At 39.4% G+C, this 19587-nt stretch carries 19 protein-coding genes; 4 read left to right on the top strand and 15 right to left on the bottom strand.

Annotated elements, in window-relative coordinates; translation table 11 throughout:
• Window positions 1–65: 65 nt before the first annotated feature.
• The 8 genes from PTI45_RS08755 to cysT all read right to left on the bottom strand — a co-directional run bounded on the left by PTI45_RS08755 (window position 66) and on the right by cysT (window position 7535).
• Window positions 66–719, bottom strand: a complete 654-nt coding sequence (locus PTI45_RS08755) for an amino acid ABC transporter permease (RefSeq protein ID WP_069327183.1) — start codon at window positions 717–719, stop codon at window positions 66–68.
• Window positions 720–834: 115 nt separating this feature from the next.
• A complete protein-coding gene (locus PTI45_RS08750) occupies window positions 835–1677 on the bottom strand; it encodes a glutamate ABC transporter substrate-binding protein (RefSeq protein ID WP_069327182.1) in 843 nt (280 codons plus the stop codon).
• A gap of 49 nt (window positions 1678–1726) precedes the next feature.
• On the bottom strand, window positions 1727–2455 hold the full coding sequence (locus PTI45_RS08745) for an amino acid ABC transporter ATP-binding protein (protein WP_069327181.1): 729 nt from the start codon (window positions 2453–2455) through the stop codon (window positions 1727–1729).
• A 233-nt stretch (window positions 2456–2688) separates the two neighbouring features.
• Window positions 2689–3498 (bottom strand): MBL fold metallo-hydrolase, encoded by an 810-nt coding sequence (locus tag PTI45_RS08740; RefSeq protein WP_069327180.1) that lies wholly within the window; start codon window positions 3496–3498, stop codon window positions 2689–2691.
• A 221-nt stretch (window positions 3499–3719) separates the two neighbouring features.
• Window positions 3720–4784 carry a sulfate ABC transporter substrate-binding protein gene (locus PTI45_RS08735; RefSeq protein ID WP_069327285.1) on the bottom strand — a complete coding sequence of 355 codons (1065 nt, stop codon included), beginning with the start codon at window positions 4782–4784 and terminating at the stop codon, window positions 3720–3722.
• 71 nt (window positions 4785–4855) lie between these two features.
• Window positions 4856–5920 (bottom strand): sulfate/molybdate ABC transporter ATP-binding protein, encoded by a 1065-nt coding sequence (locus tag PTI45_RS08730; protein WP_069327179.1) that lies wholly within the window; start codon window positions 5918–5920, stop codon window positions 4856–4858.
• 2 nt (window positions 5921–5922) lie between these two features.
• Complete coding sequence (locus tag PTI45_RS08725) at window positions 5923–6720, bottom strand: sulfate ABC transporter permease subunit (protein WP_069327178.1); 798 nt, start codon at window positions 6718–6720, stop codon at window positions 5923–5925.
• Window positions 6720–7535, bottom strand: coding sequence for a sulfate ABC transporter permease subunit CysT (cysT, locus tag PTI45_RS08720; RefSeq protein ID WP_069327177.1), 816 nt, complete (start codon window positions 7533–7535; stop codon window positions 6720–6722). The genes PTI45_RS08725 and cysT overlap by 1 nt, the downstream gene beginning before the upstream one ends.
• 304 nt (window positions 7536–7839) lie before the next feature.
• Between cysT and PTI45_RS08715 the strand changes: the two genes are divergently transcribed.
• Window positions 7840–8241 carry a secondary thiamine-phosphate synthase enzyme YjbQ gene (locus tag PTI45_RS08715; protein ID WP_069327176.1) on the top strand — a complete coding sequence of 134 codons (402 nt, stop codon included), beginning with the start codon at window positions 7840–7842 and terminating at the stop codon, window positions 8239–8241.
• Window positions 8242–8436: 195 nt separating this feature from the next.
• Here the strand turns inward: PTI45_RS08715 and PTI45_RS08710 are convergent, their stop codons facing one another.
• The 3 genes from PTI45_RS08710 to PTI45_RS08700 form a co-directional block, all read right to left on the bottom strand.
• Window positions 8437–9018 carry a TetR/AcrR family transcriptional regulator gene (locus PTI45_RS08710; protein ID WP_069327175.1) on the bottom strand — a complete coding sequence of 194 codons (582 nt, stop codon included), beginning with the start codon at window positions 9016–9018 and terminating at the stop codon, window positions 8437–8439.
• 38 nt (window positions 9019–9056) lie between these two features.
• A complete protein-coding gene (locus PTI45_RS08705; protein WP_069327174.1) occupies window positions 9057–9698 on the bottom strand; it encodes a YigZ family protein in 642 nt (213 codons plus the stop codon).
• A gap of 193 nt (window positions 9699–9891) precedes the next feature.
• On the bottom strand, window positions 9892–11247 hold the full coding sequence (locus tag PTI45_RS08700) for a glucose-6-phosphate isomerase (RefSeq protein WP_069327173.1): 1356 nt from the start codon (window positions 11245–11247) through the stop codon (window positions 9892–9894).
• 125 nt (window positions 11248–11372) lie between these two features.
• Between PTI45_RS08700 and PTI45_RS08695 the strand changes: the two genes are divergently transcribed.
• The gene (locus tag PTI45_RS08695) at window positions 11373–12269 is read left to right on the top strand and encodes an NAD(P)-dependent oxidoreductase (protein WP_069327172.1); all 897 of its coding nucleotides are present in this window, start codon (window positions 11373–11375) and stop codon (window positions 12267–12269) included.
• A gap of 167 nt (window positions 12270–12436) precedes the next feature.
• Here PTI45_RS08695 and ppnP read toward each other — a convergent pair whose 3' ends face one another.
• Together ppnP and tkt are read right to left on the bottom strand one after the other, a co-directional pair.
• Entirely contained in the window at window positions 12437–12748 is a 312-nt protein-coding gene (gene ppnP / locus PTI45_RS08690) for a pyrimidine/purine nucleoside phosphorylase (RefSeq protein ID WP_069327171.1), read from the bottom strand.
• A 105-nt stretch (window positions 12749–12853) separates the two neighbouring features.
• Window positions 12854–14914: a transketolase gene (gene tkt, locus PTI45_RS08685; RefSeq protein WP_069327170.1), complete on the bottom strand. Its 2061-nt coding sequence runs from the start codon at window positions 14912–14914 to the stop codon at window positions 12854–12856.
• A 404-nt stretch (window positions 14915–15318) separates the two neighbouring features.
• On the opposite strand from tkt, the gene PTI45_RS08675 reads away from it, so the two are divergent.
• On the top strand, window positions 15319–15765 hold the full coding sequence (locus PTI45_RS08675) for a hypothetical protein (protein WP_245703462.1): 447 nt from the start codon (window positions 15319–15321) through the stop codon (window positions 15763–15765).
• A 204-nt stretch (window positions 15766–15969) separates the two neighbouring features.
• Here the strand turns inward: PTI45_RS08675 and purU are convergent, their stop codons facing one another.
• A complete protein-coding gene (gene purU, locus PTI45_RS08670; RefSeq protein WP_069327168.1) occupies window positions 15970–16869 on the bottom strand; it encodes a formyltetrahydrofolate deformylase in 900 nt (299 codons plus the stop codon).
• Window positions 16870–17017: 148 nt separating this feature from the next.
• A complete protein-coding gene (locus tag PTI45_RS08665) occupies window positions 17018–18139 on the bottom strand; it encodes a deoxyribonuclease IV (protein ID WP_069327167.1) in 1122 nt (373 codons plus the stop codon).
• A gap of 369 nt (window positions 18140–18508) precedes the next feature.
• On the opposite strand from PTI45_RS08665, the gene PTI45_RS08660 reads away from it, so the two are divergent.
• The gene (locus PTI45_RS08660; RefSeq protein ID WP_069327166.1) at window positions 18509–19411 is read left to right on the top strand and encodes a TIGR01777 family oxidoreductase; all 903 of its coding nucleotides are present in this window, start codon (window positions 18509–18511) and stop codon (window positions 19409–19411) included.
• Window positions 19412–19587 lie beyond the last annotated feature (176 nt).

Below are 19587 nucleotides of genomic sequence, written 5' to 3'. Positions count from 1 at the left end.
CCCTCCTTTGGTTCATCTGACTCTGACTTCTGAGGTCTATCTTCATTCGATTAGGGTAGAAGAAATTATGAATTTTTCGCCCATTTACGTTCCAATACAGAAGCCCCATAACTCATTGGTAATGTCAGTACAAGATAGAACATCGCTGCAAAGATATAAGTACTGAAGATAACATACGTTTCGCTACTGATTTTGTCTGAGAAGTACATCAGATCAAGACCCGCTACGATTGTAAGTACTGAAGAGTTTTTGATCAAATTGATAAACTGATTACTAAGCGGTGGAATGACTAGCTTAATCGCTTGTGGCAAAATCACATGAATCATCGTCTGGATATACGTCATTCCCGCAGATCGTGCAGCTTCGGATTGCCCTTTAGGAACCGATTGAATCCCTGCACGGATCGCTTCAGCTATAAAGGCTGATGTGTATACCGTTAAGCCTAATGTTCCTGCGGCAAAACCATCTAATTTGACACCGATCGAAGGAAGTCCCCATGAGAAAAATAAAACGACGATCAAAATAGGAATATTTCGTATAAATTCAACATACGCTGTACCGAACCATTGCAATAGCTTTACACCGCTAATTCGGAAAATAGCAATTACTGTTCCTAATAAAAAGCTACCGATCAATGCCAATACGCTCGCTTTAATTGTATTTAGAAAACCTTCCAAATATAAAGGGAAATACTCGGTGAGAATCGAAAAGTCCAACATATTTTCTGTACCTCCTTAGCCTGTGTATACATGATCAAACAAAAAAGGTAGGCAACGATTGCCGGTTGCCCACCTTCTGTATGCATTACTAATGATCGCTTGAACAGATCACGATTTAGGTTGTTGGCTCTTTACCAATCCATTTTTTATAAATCTCATTATATGATTTGTCAGCTTTCATATCTGTCAGTGCTTTGTTGATCGCTTCAACAACTTTGGTTTCCCCTTTTTTCACAGCGATACCGTAAGGCTCATCTGTAAATGGTTTACCCACAACTTCATAACCAGGATCTTGTGCAGACATACCATATAGAATCGCATCATCGGTAGTTAAAGCATCACCTTTACCTGCTTTAAGTGCATTAAATGCATCTTGATAATTATCAAATTCCAATACTTTGACACCCGGTACTTTTTCTTCAATATTTTTGATTGATGTTGCACCTTTAGAAGCAAGTACTGTTGTATCTGCGGTTACATCTTCAATACCTTTGATTGGGCTACCTTTTTTCACTAACAATGATTGTCCCGCTTGGAAATAAACATCCGAGAAATCAACTTCTTTTTTACGCTCATCGGTAATCGTCATCGTTGCAATAACCATATCGATATCACCATTATTAAGCATCGGAATACGTGTTTTGGATGTTACTTCTTTGAACTCCACTTTGCTTGCATCACCTAAAATACTTTTTGCTAAAGCATAAGCTATATCAATATCGAATCCTTCTACATCACCTGTGGATGGGTTTTTGAGACCGAATAATTTAGTATCGTATTTTACGCCTACGATCAATTTATCACGTTCTTTAATTTGATCTAATAATGCGTTAGAACTTGCTGTAGAAGAGGACGTTGGCTTGGTTACGCTACATGCTCCCAGTACTGTAACAATAGCTACCATACATGCTAACAACATCGCTAATTTTTTAACATTGTATCTTTTTTGATTTTTCATAAGTAAATCCCCTTTTCTTTTTTTATATTGGTGGATATAAATAACAGAATTAGTGATTCAATAAACGACTCAAGAACAATTGAGCACGTTCTTCTTTGGGAGCGGAAAAGAATTCTTCCGGCGTGGCTTCTTCTACAATTTTGCCTTGATCCATAAAGATCACGCGGTCTGCGACTTCGCGAGCAAATCCCATTTCATGAGTAACTACAACCATCGTCATTCCTTCCCGGGCGAGTGCTTTCATCACATCAAGCACTTCACCAACCATTTCAGGATCTAAGGCAGAGGTTGGTTCATCAAACAGCATAATTTCGGGTTTGACAGCAAGTCCTCTAGCGATAGCCACACGCTGTTGCTGTCCGCCTGATAATTGTGAAGGATACGCATTTGCCTTTTCGGCGATACCGACTTTTTCTAAATAATACATAGCGGTCTCTGCGGCTTCGGCTTTGGATACACCTAGTGCTTTGATCGGCGCGAGGGTAATATTATCAATTACTTTTTTATGAGGGTATAAATTAAAATGCTGAAAAACCATACCGATTTTGCGACGTAACTTATTGAGGTCTGTTTTGCGATCATCTACCCTTACATTGTTCACAGTTAATTCTCCACTACTTGTATCTTCAAGACGGTTGATACATCGTAGCATTGTACTTTTACCAGAACCAGAAGGTCCGAGTACAACAACTACCTCTCCTTGTTTGACATGAAGGTTAATTCCAGTCAACACTTGAAAATCTCCATAGAACTTGTTAACTTCATGGAAGGTAATCATTATATTCCTCCTTTTAAATTCCATAAATAGTATATATTATATTTCTCTTGTTAGTTATACTTACATTTTATATAATCTTAACCTACACCTATGTAAAACTACATAATCCTACAAGAAATTATTTTAAATTTCTGTTTTATTCTAAATAATGATCCTAAAAATGCAAATAAACCGATAGACAATCTATCGGTTCATGCTGGTTATGCTATATAAGTGTAATCGCAATATCGTTATTATTCGGATAGTAATGAAGAATAATTGCCCAGATCGACTGTCATGCCTGTGCGAGCTACACTGATACTTGGAGCCAGGTTCAAATCTTCACGCAAATCCACATAATGAGACATATGTGTATAGATCGTTTCAGAAGGAACCACTTCATCTACCAATTCAGCCGCTTCACGCATATCATATACAGAACGAGTAGCATATTCTGTTTCTTCATGTACAAAGCTTGTTCCCAAAATCAACAAGTCTAACATATGCAGAGGCTTCTTCTGTGTGTCATTTAGCCCTATCGCATCCGGGCAATACACCCATGCAAAATCATTTTTTTCAAAACGATACGCATAAGAATAACCGTTATGTCCGTGATGTACTTTCCATGGAGTAATACTCCAGCCATTGAGTTCCATTCCTTGATCGTTTGCTATAAATTCAATATGACTGCTAATCCATGGAAATTGCTTGCTGATCATATCCAAAACTTCTTGTGGTGCAAATAATCTACCTTTTAATTGTTGCCACTTACAAGCATCTGCCCATTCAGGTAAACCACCGATATGATCAAAGTGTGCATGCGTCACAACAATATCGGTGATATCTGCACGGCGATTAATCATTTCCATCTGTGTGCGCCAATCAGGCCCACAGTCTATTAAGAAATCTCCCCCGATTCCTTCGACAAGCACAGAAGAACGCAGACGGCGATTCATTCCACCACTTCGTGCTTCTTCGCATACGGTACACTCGCAGTATACTCTAGGTACTCCCATTGCATCGCCTGTCCCCAAAAATGTTAATCGATCTACTCTTCCGTTCATTATTATATTCTCTCCTTGAGCGTTGCTATCTAATATCGTACAGTATATCATTTTCTTGTATCTTTCGACATATTAATCGTGACCTTTGACTTAGTTAAAAAGGTAAGGTATTTAGTCCTTGTTCTGCTTTTACCCACAAAAAAACTTCTTTAAGCGTGAAATAAGCTTCACGTAAAGAAGTTTTTTGTATTTACCACTGAATAAAATCTATTTCTACTATTTTATATGCCAGCTAGAACCTGATACCATATTCCACGACTAGAATATAGATTTTTCCGTACTTCACTCCAACCACCTAGATAATCGATATTAAATAATCCTTTAGGTGTAGGATACTCACTTACGTGTTTTGCCATCACCTGTTCATTAACCGGGCGAAATCCATGCTTTGCAAATACTTCTTGAGCTTCAGGTGTCCATAAGTAAGCAAGAAAAGCTTCAGCCACTTTACGTGTGCCATGCTCATCAACATATTGGTCTACAACAGCTGCTGGATTTTCGATAAGTATTGTATCGTCAGGTATAACCACTTCATACTTAGCCCCTTGTGCCATCCGTGCTAACAATTCATTTTCATACGTTACAATCACATCGCCCACACCATATTCAAATGCCGCCATAGATGCACGTCCACTTTTATCTAAGGACTCTACATTTTGATGTACAGCTTGTAAAAAAGCTTTGGCTGCTACAGGATCTTTTTTGCCTTCATCCCGTTCGGATTGCTTGAGTCCTGCACCGTATATTGCATTAATATCCCATTGTGCCCCACCTGATGTTTTGGGATTAGGATACAATACTTTGACATCGGGCTTAGTCAGATCGTTAAAATTATGAATACCGAGTGGATTCCCTTCACGTGTGCCTAATACAACAATAGAGCGTGTGATCATTCCTTTATGCGGCTCGTCTCTCCATGTATCTTTGACTAGTCCTGCTTTGACTAATTTATCAATATCGCCTTCAAGCGATAATAAGGTCACATCCGCTTCAAATCCACCTGCAATAGCACGGGCTTGTGTACCAGAAGCTTCGTACGATTCTTGGAATTTTACATTTTGCCCTGTTTTGGCTTTCCATTCAGCTTGAAATTTGGGTAAAATCTCTCCGACTGCATCTTTAGCCACACTGTATGCACCAATCACGAGTGTAATATCTTTGCCATCATTAGATACGGCACTGGCTGAAGCTGTAGATTCGGTATCACTTTGATTACCACATGCAGATAAGATCACACTTACTACAAGCAATACAGACAGCAACATCACATTACGCTTTATCCTCATATTCAAACGATTGTTTTTCAAGCCCAATCCCTTCCTTTCCCACGTTCACAGAACGGGCTGAGATCCTTTGGTTAAATAAACATCGATAAGGTATCTTGTTTGAGACGATTTTCAGCAATCCAGCTTTCCTGATCATTAAATAGATATGCCCGATGCACCATCACATGTACTGATTGTCCAATTTCTAATGTTTCTTTTTCCAGTGAACGATATGTGATCAATGAATGCTGACCGACCTGTACTTCGACCAACCACTGACTGCCGCGAAAATGTAGATGTTTTACGGTTCCTTTCTCTGTAGCAGATAAGAAAGGGAACTCGCTAGCATGTCCCACTTCAATATATTCAGGACGAATCAAGGCATGAATACCTGGATGAGATTGTTCATGGTCAAATCCTTTTAATAAAGAAACTTCATCGACAATCGTAGATTCTCCAATAAATGAAGCTACAAAAGGTGTGGATGGTTGTTTGTAAATATCCCATGGTGTTCCTTTTTGCTCCAAACGACCGCCATTAATAATCATAATCTCATCAGCCACTTCTATTGCTTCATCCTGATCATGGGTGACAAAGATCGATGTAATGCCAACCCGTTCAATCAATTCACGAAGCCATGTACGTAGTTCTTGCCGAATCTTGGCATCGATTGCTGCAAATGGTTCATCCAACAACAATAATTGAGGTTCAGGGGCAAGAGCTCTGGCAAAAGCCACCCGTTGTCGTTGTCCACCGGATAACTGATGCGGATAACGATGTTCAAATCCAGCTAAACCTGTCAGTTCTACTAATTCCTGCACACGTTCTTTGATCGCAGGCTTTTTCATTTTTTTTACCGTCAGACCAAAAGCGATATTATCGAAGACCGTCATATGTTTGAACAACGCATAGTTTTGAAAAACAAAGCCAATCTCACGTTCCTGAGGAGGCAATTGATTGACTTTTTGTCCGTGAAAAATAATATCTCCACTATCCGGTGATTCCAATCCAGCTAACATACGTAAGATCGATGTTTTACCTCCACCACTTGGACCTAACAATCCGATCAAATGACCTTTTTGTACATTGAAGCTAACATCTTGTACAGCGTGAAATTGTCCGAAATGCTTATCCAAATTACGAACTTCCAGATGCATACTCAGTGCACTCCCTTTCTCTTTTTGGCGCGTTCCATTAACAATAATAACCCTACCGAGAATATAGCCAAGACCAGTGCAACTCCATTTGCAGCTGTTACATTGAAGTTCTCCATATCTTGATACACCAGCGTCGTAGCTGTTTGTGTTTTGTTAATAATATTGCCTGACACTACCAATACCGCTCCAAATTCACCTAGAGAGCGTGCAACTGTCAAAATCGTACCGTAAATCACAGCCCAGCGGATCGAAGGCCATGTGACTTTCCAAAACGTTGTCCAACTATACGCTCCAAGTGTAGAAGCCGCTTCTTCTTGATCGTTTCCCAGTTCTTGTAGTACAGGCATCACTTCACGTACCATCAATGGAAAGGTCACAAATAGTGTTGCAATCACCATACCGGGAAAGGCATAGACTACTTTAAATCCAATCTGTTCAAAAAATGTACCGATAACGGTATCTGGCCCTAACAGCAATACAATCATTAATCCTCCAATAACAGGAGAAACAGCATACGGTAAATCGACAATACTATTGAATAATTGTCTGACTCTACGGCTTAGCCATGTACCACGTACCAGATAGATCCCCATCATGATTCCGAATAGACCATTTAAAATCGTTACAACTAATACAATCAATCCAGTCATCATTAATGCATGTCTGGCTTCAGGGCGACTCAGTGCAGCAATAAAACCGCTTGTCCCTTTGTCAAAAGCTCCTGTCGCAAGTACAGCTAATGGAATCAAGATCAATATGCTAAATACAATCCATGTGAGTGGAATCCAATATTTTCTCATTAGCGTGTTCTCCTTGTCTGTACTGCATTAATCAGCCAAAGGATAAGAAACGATAATGTCAATAAAATAACAGAAATAGCGGCTGCTCCAGCTTCGTTATCACTTTCTACTTCTCCAAAAATATACACAGAAGCTGTCAATGTACGTCCGGGAATATTACCTGCCACCAGTACAACAGCTCCAAATTCAGCCAATGCTCTAGAGAAAGCTAGCATCGCTCCACTAATAATGCCTGGAGACATGGATGGCAATATCACGCGAAAAAAAGTATCTCTTTTAGAAGCTCCTAACGTATACGATGCTTCTTCAGCAGAATGATCCATTTCTTCTAGTAGTGGCTGTATTGCTCGAATTACAAATGGAAAGGTTACAAACACCATCGCTATAATAATTGCTGGTTGGTGAAAAACGAACTGAAATCCTAAAGTATCTGCTAATTTGCCCATCCAACTGTTCGGCCCTAACAACACCAGAATCATCAGTCCACCTACAGCTGTTGGCAAAGCAAATGGCAAATCAACAATACTGTTCAACAAAGATTTCCCGGCAAAATCATAACGCACTAATACCCAGGCAGACATTGTACCGATCAACACATTAATCACTGTAGCAATTAAGGCTAATTTTAATGTCAATAGCACAGCTTTCCAAGCAATAGGATCACTGATATTCTGTACGAATGCTGCCCAACCTTCTGAAAATGAGTTCACATACACGCCTGCAATCGGTAGTACAATCAATAGTAGAAAATACAATAATACGGTCGAGCGAAATCCCCAAGTCCATCCTTTATGACGCAGCAATGTACGATTCACGATATGACTCCTTTGCTTTAACCTTTTTTTCCTATTAGTATACTCGGCTTTAAATCTTAGCAATACTTTAGCAAATTGTCATACCTACCGTCAATTGAAAGAGTACTTTTTGTCAAAATGATTAATAGTCCTCAATCTACTGATATGATAAGCATTCTGTTGAAAACGGGTAATAGAGAAGTAGACGGTTGTTTAAGTGGTACTCTAATTTCAAATATATTTTTGTGATATTTTGTCTATATATGTAAAATAACAATCGTTGAATATCCAATTTGAAAAAAAGCATAGAAAGAAGGAATAATGGATGCTATATACCTTACCGATCTCAACCAGTAAACGTGATGAAATGAGAGATATTACGCGTGACGTCTCTTCTTTAATTTCCCAAAGTGGAGTCAAAGAAGGCATTGTTGTCGTTTATTGCCCGCATACAACAGCAGGAATAGCTATCAATGAAAATGCCGATCCCGATGTAAAGCATGATGTAATTATGCGACTCGATGAAGTGTACCCATGGGAACATCCCAAATACCGTCATATGGAAGGCAATACTGCTTCTCATCTCAAGTCGATCACTACCGGCCCTTCCCAAACGATTATTATCCAAGAAGGTCGGATGCTACTTGGACGCTGGCAAGGGATTTACTTCTGTGAATTTGATGGTCCACGTAAACGTGAATATATGGTCAAAATTATAGCAGGTTAACTTAAAAAGGCGATGTATCCATCGTATGCGTTCGTGGATACATCGCCTTTTTAAATCATATACAACTTTTACGATTTTACTATAGGAGTTTACCGTTTTGACAAGGGAAAGCCTTAAAGTATGCAGATACTTTTGAGCTTGATCTGAATAGCTCACCTTATCTTGATCCATATACGCAATCATTTCATTGTCCCTTCACAGTACACGACATAGTGTCTTGACATGGGCAACTACAGCAGGCTTAATATCATCGTAGCCTACACGATCTTGAATATAATACGAGATAAAGCCATGAATCGATAAAAATAAACTCAGCGGAATAGTATTCATTTCTTCCCTCGTATGATCTGATGCGGTCATTGATTGACGAATGATTGACGCAAATAAATCAAAACATCGTGCTTGTTCTGCCCTGCAATAACTCAGTAATTCTTCATCACGAGTCATAAACATAATCTCATACTGATGCGCATTGTCTAAGCCAAAGCGAATAAACTCGATAAGCAACAACTCTACTTTGGACCATTCCCCGTGTTCAGGCTGATCTTTAACTTCTCGAAACAAAAAGCATAAATGATCAAAGTCCTCCATTACGATCGCATAAAACAGCTCTGCTTTTTCTTTAAAGTGATAATATAACGAACCATGGCTATACCCCAAATGTTGACCAATACTCCGCATTGAAATTGCCCGATATCCTTTGGTGACGAACAGATGTCTGGCAGCTTCGAGAATTCTTTCTCTGGATAATTCTTGTTCTACCGCTCTTCGTGCCATGATTACGATTCTCCTTCAAGCATTTTGCATAGTCTGATTCAAAATGCAGCTTCGATAAAGTAACGCTGTTCACCTTCAGTGATCACAGACTGTCCTTGCGTGACATCTGTAATCCATGCTTTGAATGCTTCGGCTTCGCTTGCTACAGGCAAACAATTCACAATCACCTTATCGGTAAAATCCGTTTCGGCTGTGCGAATACCGCGATTACGCAATTCGTTTTCGACTTTGCCGAGCCAGGTGTAATCCAATTCTACTGCAACTTCTTGATGAAGTATACGAGTAATTGCTTCACCTGCTTCAATAGCCGCTACAGCGCCATCGGTATAAGCCCGAATCAACCCTCCTGCGCCTAACATAATTCCCCCAAAATAACGGGTAACCACAATCGCTACATCTTGAAGTTGCTGATTCTTGATCACCTCCAAAATAGGTTTCCCTGCTGTACCGCTAGGTTCTCCATCGTCCGATTGCCGCTGTATCTCTCCTCGTGAACCGATCAGATATGCCGAACAATTATGAGTAGCATTCCAGTGTTGCTTTTTAATGCGTTCTATAAAAGCGATGGCTTCTTCTTCTGTCTGTACAGGCATAACATGCCCTAAAAAACGAGATTTTTTAATAACAATCTCTTTGACACCTTCTTGCTTGACTGTGCGATAACGTTCAGGTTTGTCCATTTTAATCCCCACTTTATTGATAAGACACTGCCCTATTCTGCTTTGATTTAATAGGTATGTACCAGACAGAATAGTTCATGTGTTTCCAAAGATATAATACACTATATTTAAGTATCAAGAAAGCAGCCCCCTGACATTACTGTCAAAGAACTGCTTTCTCGTATTGATTTATTCTATTTTAACTTAAAGTGACTTATTCGGAAAGTCTTGCTTCAAGTTCTGCTTTTTGTTTTTCAAATCCTGGTTTGCCTAGCAATGCAAACATATTCTTTTTGTAAGCTTCTACGCCTTCTTGGTCAAATGGATTCACACCTGACAAGTAACCGCTGATACCGCAAGCTTTTTCGAAGAAGTAGACAAGGTATCCGAAAGAATAAGGTGTTTGATCTTCGATATTCACGATCAAGTTAGGTACTTGACCATCTGTGTGTGCAAGTAGTGTACCTTGGAATGCTTTTTTGTTAACGAAATCAAGTGTTTTACCTGTTAAGAAGTTCAAGCCATCCAAGTCATCTGGATCAGATTCGATCGTAATGTGGCTAGCTACATTTTCAACTTGTACAACCGTTTCGAAAATGTTACGGCTACCATCTTGGATAAATTGACCCATAGAGTGCAAGTCTGTTGAGAAATCTACAGCTGCTGGGAAGATACCCTTAAAGTCTTTACCTTCACTTTCGCCGAATAGTTGTTTCCACCATTCAGATACAAAGTGCAATGAAGGCTCATAGTTTACCAAAATTTCGATAGCTTTACCTTTACGGTACAATGCGTTACGCACGGCTGCATACTGGTAGCTTTCGTTTTCAGCAACATTAGGATTACTGTATTCTTTCGCTGCATCTGCTGCACCTTGCATCATTTCTTCAATATTGATACCTGCTGTAGCGATTGGTAACAATCCTACTGGAGTCAATACAGAATAACGTCCACCTACATCATCAGGAATCACGAATGTTTCGTAACCTTCTGCATCAGCCAATGTTTTCAAAGCGCCTTTTGCACGGTCAGTTGTTGCATAGATGCGTTTTTTTGCTTCTTCTTTACCATATTTTTTCTCTAGTTCTGCACGGAAAATACGGAAAGCGATCGCTGGCTCTGTAGTTGTACCTGATTTGGAGATTACATTGACAGAGAAATCTTTACCTTCAATATTTTCTAGCAATTGGTTTACATACGTAGAACTAATATTGTTACCTGCGAAATAAATTTCAGGCGTTTTACGTTTGTCTTTAGGTAGTGTGTTATAGAACGAATGAGTTAACATTTCGATCGCTGCACGAGCACCTAGATAAGAGCCACCGATACCGATAACGATTAGTACTTCAGAATCGCTTTGAATTTTTGCTGCTGCTTTTTGGATGCGAGCAAATTCTTCTTTATCGTAAGCTGTAGGCAAGTCAATCCATCCTAAGAAATCAGAACCTGCGCCTGTGCCGTTATGCAATTGTTCGTGAGCCAAACGAATCGGCTCTGCAAAATAATCCACTTCGTGTTGAGCGACAAAAGAAAGAGCGTTACTGTAATCAAATTTAACTGTTTTAGCCATAATATTGTTACCCTCCCAAAATAAATTATGATACGGTCCCATACCCAATTCGCTATTGAACATGCTACACTAAATGGATAAGTATAGATGTTCTAACCCACTCAGGATATGGAGGAAATCAAGCTATGAAAAAAATCGGATTTATTGGCCTTGGCACGATGGGTCTACCTATGGCAGCCAACTTGCTCAAAGCAGGTTACACATTAACTGTATACAATCGTACAGCATCCAAAGCAGAATCTCTAGTTCAGCAAGGAGCCCATCAAGTACATACGCCGCGTGAAGCAGCTACAGGTCAAGATATGGTCATTACGATCATTAGCGATGATGCTTCGATTGTTGATGTATACGAAGGCGAAGATGGCATTTTACAAGCTGTTCAACACGGATTAACGGTTATGGATTGCAGTACCATTTCTCCATCACTTGTCAAACAATTAGCCACTTCGATTACAGATAAAGGCGGTCAATTTCTAGATGCCCCTGTCACAGGTAGTGAGCCTGCGGCTATTGATGGTACTCTTGTGTTTATGGTTGGCGGTGACACGCACGTTATTGATGCACATCAAGATGTATTTGAGACACTGGGTCGCAAAGTGATCCCGATGGGTGCTAACGGTAGCGGTGCTACTGCCAAATTAGCTCATAATACCATTGTAGGTATTCATACTGTTGCCCTTGCTGAAGCTTTTGCTGTAGCCGCAAAAGGTGGCATTGATCCATCGGCTTTTTATGAACTGGTACGTATGGGCGCAGCAGGTAGTCGTACCGCTGAACTCAAAGGTCAAAAAATTATCGATGGTGATTATACCAATCAATTTTCACTGGCATTGATGCTCAAAGACCTTAAGCTTGCCTCTGTGCTTAACGATAATAATGGAGTACCTTCGCCTATGCTAAATCTAGCAAAAAGTATGTTCCAGATCGGTCAGACCAAAGGATATGGTGATGATGATCTTTCGGTTATCGCTAAATGCTATGAAGAATGGATCGGTCAAACGATCAATGGCAAAGAGCTGTAATCCTATATTCTTAGTACAGTATAACTTTAATTCTTGATCTTCCGCATGATGTATCGCACAGGTGATAGATGAGTCTATAGTACACATGAAAAGGGTAAGTTCTCAGTATGATTGATACTGATGAGCTTGCCTTTTTTGATAGCTACTTTCGATGCTATTGATGTTGATTAAGCATAAGAACAGCAGTAATCCGTGACTACAGCAATCTCAAGTTTGAAGCGAGTATTGGCAGGCACTTCAAATGTTGCCTGTCCCTTAATATCTAACCATTCTTCTGTATCTGGTAACAGGACACGAAGTTCTCCCGATAGAATTTCCATCGTCTCATGTTGATCTGTTCCAAATTCATAAGAACCTGGCAACATAATGCCTAATGTGATTTTGCTACCATCTGGCAAAATGACTGCGCGGCTAGTTACTTTACCCTCGTAATAAATATTAGCTTCTTTTACTACAGTTACCTGTTCTAATTGCGTCATGAATCAGACCGCTCCCCTGCTCATCATTTGAAATACAGAAAATAGTTATAAAAAGGTGCAGAAATGGCGCTTTGCCAACTTCTGCACCTTTAACAGTACTTTTAATTATTTAGACAATAGACCTTTAACATGTTGAACAACGTTCTCAACTGTAAAGCCGTACTCAGCCATTACGCGATCTCCTGGAGCAGAAGCACCGAAAGTTGTAATTCCGATAATTCCACCTTTGTCGCCAGTGTAACGTTCCCAACCGAATGTTTGAGCCATTTCGATTGCAAGACGTGGTTTAACATCTGGTAACAATACAGAATCTTTGTAAGCTTGGTCTTGTTGTTCGAACAATTCCCAGCTTGGCATACTGATAACACGAACTTCGATACCTTCAGATGCTAGTGCTTCTTGAGCACGAACAGCTAATTGTACTTCAGAACCTGTTGCAATCAATTGTGCTACTGGTTGTCCCGCTTTAGCATCAGATACCACATAAGCACCTTTTTTGATGTTTTGACGAGAATGTTCTACAGTACCTGGCAAGATCGGCAAGTTTTGACGAGTCAATACAAGCGCGATAGGACCTTTTTGGTTTTCCATAGCATGAGCCCAAGCAGCAGACGTTTCGTTACCATCAGCTGGACGAATCACTGTCAAACCTGGAATGATGCGTAGAGAAGCCAATTGTTCGATCGGTTCGTGTGTAGGACCATCTTCACCAACAGCAATACTATCATGAGTCAACACATACGTTACAGGCAAGCCCATAAGAGCAGCCAAACGTACAGCTGGACGCAAGTAATCTGTAAATACGAAGAATGTACCACCGAAGATTTTAACGCCTGTATGAAGAGCAATACCGTTCATTGCCGCAGCCATACCGAATTCACGCACTCCGTAATAAATGTTACGACCCGCATAACTTTCAGGAGTAAAGCTATCCAAACCGTTCAAGTGAGTCATTGTTGAACTCTCAAGGTCAGCAGAACCGCCTGCTAATTGAGGAACACCATTGATTAGACCATTCAATGCATTACCAGAAGCTACACGAGTTGAAACTGCTTTGTCTTCTGTAGTGTAATGAGGAAGTTCTTTGTCCCATCCTTCGCTTAATTCGCCAGCAATTACTGTTTCGAATTGAGCAGCTAGTTCAGGGTTAGCTTTTTTGTATTCAGCAAATTTCTCGTTCCATGCATTGTTCGCTTCTACACCACGCTCTTTTACTTTAGCGAAATGTTCACGAACTTCGTCTGGTACATAGAAATCTTCTTCATAAGTCCACTCGTAAGCAGCCTTAGTTAATTTAGCTTCAGCAGAACCTAGTGGAGAACCGTGAGTACCGCCGTGGCCGCCGATACCTTGTTTGTTCGGGCTACCGTAACCGATCACTGTTTTCACTTCGATCAATGTTGGACGAGAAAGATCCGCTTTTGCTTCTTCCAAAGCAGCTGCAAGTGCAGGAAGATCGTTACCGTCTTCTACACGAATCACTTGCCATCCATAAGCTTTAAAACGGTCTTCTACATTCTCAGAGAAAGAAAGACCTGCTTTACCATCCAATGTAATATCATTGGAATCGTACATCATGATCAATTTACCTAGTTTCATATGACCCGCCATAGAAGCAGCTTCACTAGAAACGCCTTCCATCATATCGCCATCACCACAGATTGCATATGTGAAATGATCGACAACATTGAAGTTACCTTGGTTATACGTTGCTGCCAAGTGAGCTTCAGCAATAGCCATACCTACAGCCATACCTACACCTTGACCTAGAGGTCCAGTTGTAGCATCAACACCAACAGTATGACCAAACTCAGGGTGACCTGGAGTTTTACTGCCCCATTGACGGAACTGTTTGATTTCATCCATTTCCAAGCCATAGCCGGAAAGGTGTAGCAAGCTGTACAATAGCATAGAGCCATGTCCAGCAGAAAGTACAAAACGGTCACGGTTGATCCAAGTTGGATTAGCCGGGTTATGTGTCATTGTTTTTGCAAATAATTGGTAACCCATTGGTGCAGAACCCATTGGCATACCAGGATGTCCGGAATTCGCTTTTTCGATTGCATCGATAGAAAGCGTACGGATTGTTGAAATCGCCAGATTATCCACGTTGGAGTTCTCTGCTTTACTTATACTTTGTTCTTGCTCTTGTTTCTTGTCAGTCATGTTAATCCTCCTCATTCTTCTTGGTAAAGCGAGGTGCTTGAGATTCTATTTCATCTGAATATCAGATCTTAGCAAAGTTGCAAATGAAATAAATCCTCTTGAGTCTTTCAATTTGACTTATTAGCCTTCAACCATTGTAACACTTGTTTGAGAAGTTTGCCAGAACGTTATTTAACTTCATCCTTATTTATACCCAAACTAGCTATAACGAAAAGGAAGTTCGTCATTTTGTTTTGGGAAAATCACTTTTTGTTACAGCTTTTTGTATGTGGTGATGGAGGTTTTTTATTGGGATCATGTATTGCCAAGCGCTGGGATGTAAGATATTTTGCTTTGCAAAAATCGTTTTTTTATTGGACTACAATAGGTCGCGCTTATATTACCAAGCGCTGGGAGATGAAGGTTTGAGAATAACACGTAATCGTACACAAAGATCGAAATGGCTACCTATTTTGTTGGTTGGTTTACTCAGTGGAATTATTTTAGGTTTGTTTTTGAAATGGATTCAGTATGCAACAGGTTCGTTAGTTTATACACTTTTATTGAATATTGATTTTGTTCCTTTTTTACCAGATCGTTTACCTGAACTGATTGAATTTGCTTTGCATCTTGTGGTTTCGGTGATTATTGCATGGATCTATAGTATATGGATTCGTTTGTCTCCATATCCATGGAGGTATGGCATATTGATCGGTATCGCGTCTTCTCTTTTATTTATTCCGTTAACATTGATGTCAGATCGAGTTCCAGCGATCACTGATATGACAGCTTATGGTTACTGGTTAATCGGACATTTGTTGTATGGATTATCTTTAAGTCTATTAACAAAAGTATTATTGATGCGAAAATAAATGCTCAAAAATAACATTCGGTATCTGCATCCTCTTTAGCATACGTTATCTGTATTAACAGAACATTAACGTACCAACAAAAAAAACACGAATGATCTTCTGCCAGCTGACTGCAAAAGATCATTCGTGCTTTTTGTATATTTATATTGTAGCTTGCCCTGTACTATTACATATTGAACAAAAGCTAATGACTTGAAAGAAAAATTAATTAAAAACGACTGTTTTGTTCTGATGTACCAGTACGCGATCTTCTGTGTGCCACTCTACTGCTCGTGCTAGAACCACACGTTCAATCGTGCGACCAATACGCTTCAATTCATTCACATTGTCGCTATGACTTACACGTTGAACGTCTTGTTCAATAATCGGTCCACCATCTAATTCTTCTGTTACATAATGAGCGGTTGCGCCGATAATTTTGACACCACGATTATACGCTTGTGCATACGGCTTACCCCCTACAAATGCAGGTAAGAAAGAGTGATGAATATTGATAATACGATTACGGAAGTGTTCAATAAACAACGGTGAAATGATCTGCATATAACGAGCCAGTACAATCAGATCAATATCGGAGCCGATCACTTCTAGTTGCTTTTGTTCAGCTTCTTTTTTAGTATCAGCTGTCACAGGAATATGATGGAACGGAATACCGAATGATTCCACATAGCTACGCATATCATTGTGATTACTGATCACCATAGCAATATCTGCATCTAAATCTCCTGCTTGCCAGTGCCACAACAATTCCACCAGACAATGATCTTCTTTAGATACAAAAATCGCTAGTCTTTTTTTGCGACTCACCTGATTAATAGTCCATTCCATTTTGAACTGATCTCCTACTGCTTGAAAATCACGTTCAAGTGCAGGTAAGTTTTTACTTAGTTCAGGTAGATCAAATTCGACACGCATAAAGAACATACCGCCGGCTGGATTCATCGTATATTGATCAGATTGAACAATATTCGCTCCATGTTCAAATAAAAAGCGTGATACTGTTGCAACAATTCCGGGGCCATCTGGACAAGAAATCAGCATCCGTGCGCGATTTTCCTGTTGTTCTTCTCTTGCTGTTTGATTTTGTTTTACATGTACTTCCATTGAATCTTCGTTCCCCCTTCAAATATCTTATATTACAATCTATGTCATGATGCTAAGAAAGTAAATATATTTATTCAAATTTATTAATATTCATTCAATATCATAAAGATTTATATCATTTTTGATAGCATCATGTAGACATTCGATTTTATGAAAGGATACTTTTTCCTGCGAAATAAGCAGTCAACCGATGATTTAATGCTTCTTCACTTAATTCTGTAAATAGACCTTCTGCAATTACCATATCGTACAATCGTTCCATCGGTTCACGAGGATCCGCTTTACGAGCTTTGGCATCACCTTTTAGCATCTCCCATGTTTCCAAAATATATGGACGTGCTTGAATATGTTGTCCTTCAAAGAAATGATGCAATTTTTCTACATCTTCTAAGAATCCTGCACCAAATCGACCTGTCACATCACCACGTAGCAAAGCAATCTCTGCTTCATACATCGGACGCTGTGTTTTAGCATCTTTACCGATCCAAGGCGTTTCCAGTATAAAAGGACGACCTTTCAACTGATCATGATGAACAATCCGGCTCAGCGCTTCATAACCGATCCAACCAGATCCAAGTGTTGTATGGCGATCTTTACCTGCGCCTGTTGGGTTTTTACTATCATTGATATGCATAACTGTTAAACGATCCAATCCAATCAGGCGGTCAAATTTCTCCAGCACTCCATCAAAGTCATTGATCAGATCGTAACCAGCATCATGTGTATGACACGTATCAAAACAAATCGTTAATCGTTCATTATGAGGTACCATATCTATAATCTGCGCAATTTCTTCAAAGCTACGCCCTACTTCAGTGCCTTTACCAGCCATCGTTTCTAGCGCAATATTCACATCTGTTTCAGATACGCCAGCTAATACTTTTTCAAGACCTTCTGCAATACGTTTGATACCAAATTCAGCATCCATATCTGTAAAAGCACCTGGATGAAGCACGATATTACGTACACCGATTTGATGGGTACGGCGAATTTCTTCTTGTAAAAAATCAACAGCCAATTCATAAATATTTTCTTTGTACGAACCTAGATTAATAATGTAAGGGGCATGCACAACGATTTCTTCAACACCCATCGTTTGCATTTTTTCTTTGCCTTCTTCAATAAATAACGTATCTATAGGTTTACGGCGCGTATTTTGTGGCGCTCCGGTATATATCATAAATGAGCTTGAGCCATATGTATCTGCCTCATTCGCTGCACTAAGTAACCCTTTACTGGAAAGTGATACATGAGAACCGATCTTTAACATAGTGTATTTCCTCCTTAGTGTTCCGCTATTCACGAATCTCACCTATTTTAACGTGAATAGCAAAATAAATCTAGAAATAGCTGTGCCTTTCATCGTAAATTCATTGTTTGCTAGCTTATATTCAAACGGTTATCTCAGATCATCTGACTTCATAATGGGTAATTAAAATATAGAAGAATGATAACTGCTTAACATCGGCGCAAATAGATTAATGTAATCTTATACATTTCTAAATTTTTTTAAATATATTCAGTAAGATCGATATAGGTTTTGAAGCACATAGATTCTTTGTGGATATAGACTGATTTGAAGATATACATCGTTTATCAGACATAGTGAACTCACTTTAGCTTAAATAGGAGGATTTATATGAATATCGTTGTTTGTGGAGGTACAGGTCTAGTAGGTAGTCATCTCGTTCCATTTTGGTTACAAGAAAATCACGATATTACAGTAGTGACTCGTAAACTTCCAGATGTGTCCAAATCAAATCCAGCTGTAGAATATATTACGTGGAATGATATGGAACAAAACCCTACGCAATTAGAAGGTGTAGATGTTATCGTTAATCTTTCCGGAGAAACATTGAATCAACGATGGACTACCAAAACCAAACTTGAATTGGTAGAATCGCGCATGAGAACCGTTAATATCGTTTCCAAAGCGATAGAAGCATTGAAGAAAAAGCCTGAAGTGGTTGTTCAAGCCAGTGCAATGGCGATTTATGGTACTTCAGATACGGAAACATTTGATGAACGCAGCCCAAAAAGAACGATGAACTTCCCTTCTAGCCTTGCTGAACAATGGGAAGCCGTAGCTGACAGTATTAAAGGTGTACGCCTGATTAAACTTAGAGTGAGTATTGTACTCGACAAACATAAAGGTGCTTATCCATTGATGCGATTACCTTATATATTAATGGCTGGCGGTAAACTAGGTTCAGGTAAACAGTGGAATTCTTGGATTCATATTGATGATATGGTGAGATTAATCGACTTTTGTGTTAAAAACAAAGCTATTGAAGGCCCAGTCAATGCTTCTTCACCTAATCCTGTACGCTATGCGGATCTTGGAAAAACGATTGCTAAAGTGACTCATCGTCCTCACTGGTTCCATGTTCCAAGTATCGCCCTCAAACCTACATTAGGCGAAATGTCAGATATTTTATTGGATGGACAACGTGTCATTCCGAAAAAAGCTTTGGATCATGGATTTACTTTTCTATTTCCTGAAATTCTAGGCGCTTTAGACCATATCGAAAAAACACAATAATCAGCGTTATCATGTAGACCTTATTATCTAATGATGAACGTTATCATTATAAGTCGATAACAATAACTGTTGATAATGGTTACTTGTATATACTTAAAAAAGAATAAAAGGCGATTTCTTTTAATACGTACTAAAGAAATCGCCTTTTTGCTATATTGTATTGCTGTTTGTCTATC

Origin of the sequence: Paenibacillus nuruki (assembly GCF_001721045.1) — a bacterium.
Taxonomy (GTDB): domain Bacteria; phylum Bacillota; class Bacilli; order Paenibacillales; family Paenibacillaceae; genus Saccharibacillus; species Saccharibacillus nuruki.
Note: the sequence above shows the minus strand (reverse complement) of the source record. Positions and strands in the feature narration are given on the sequence as shown.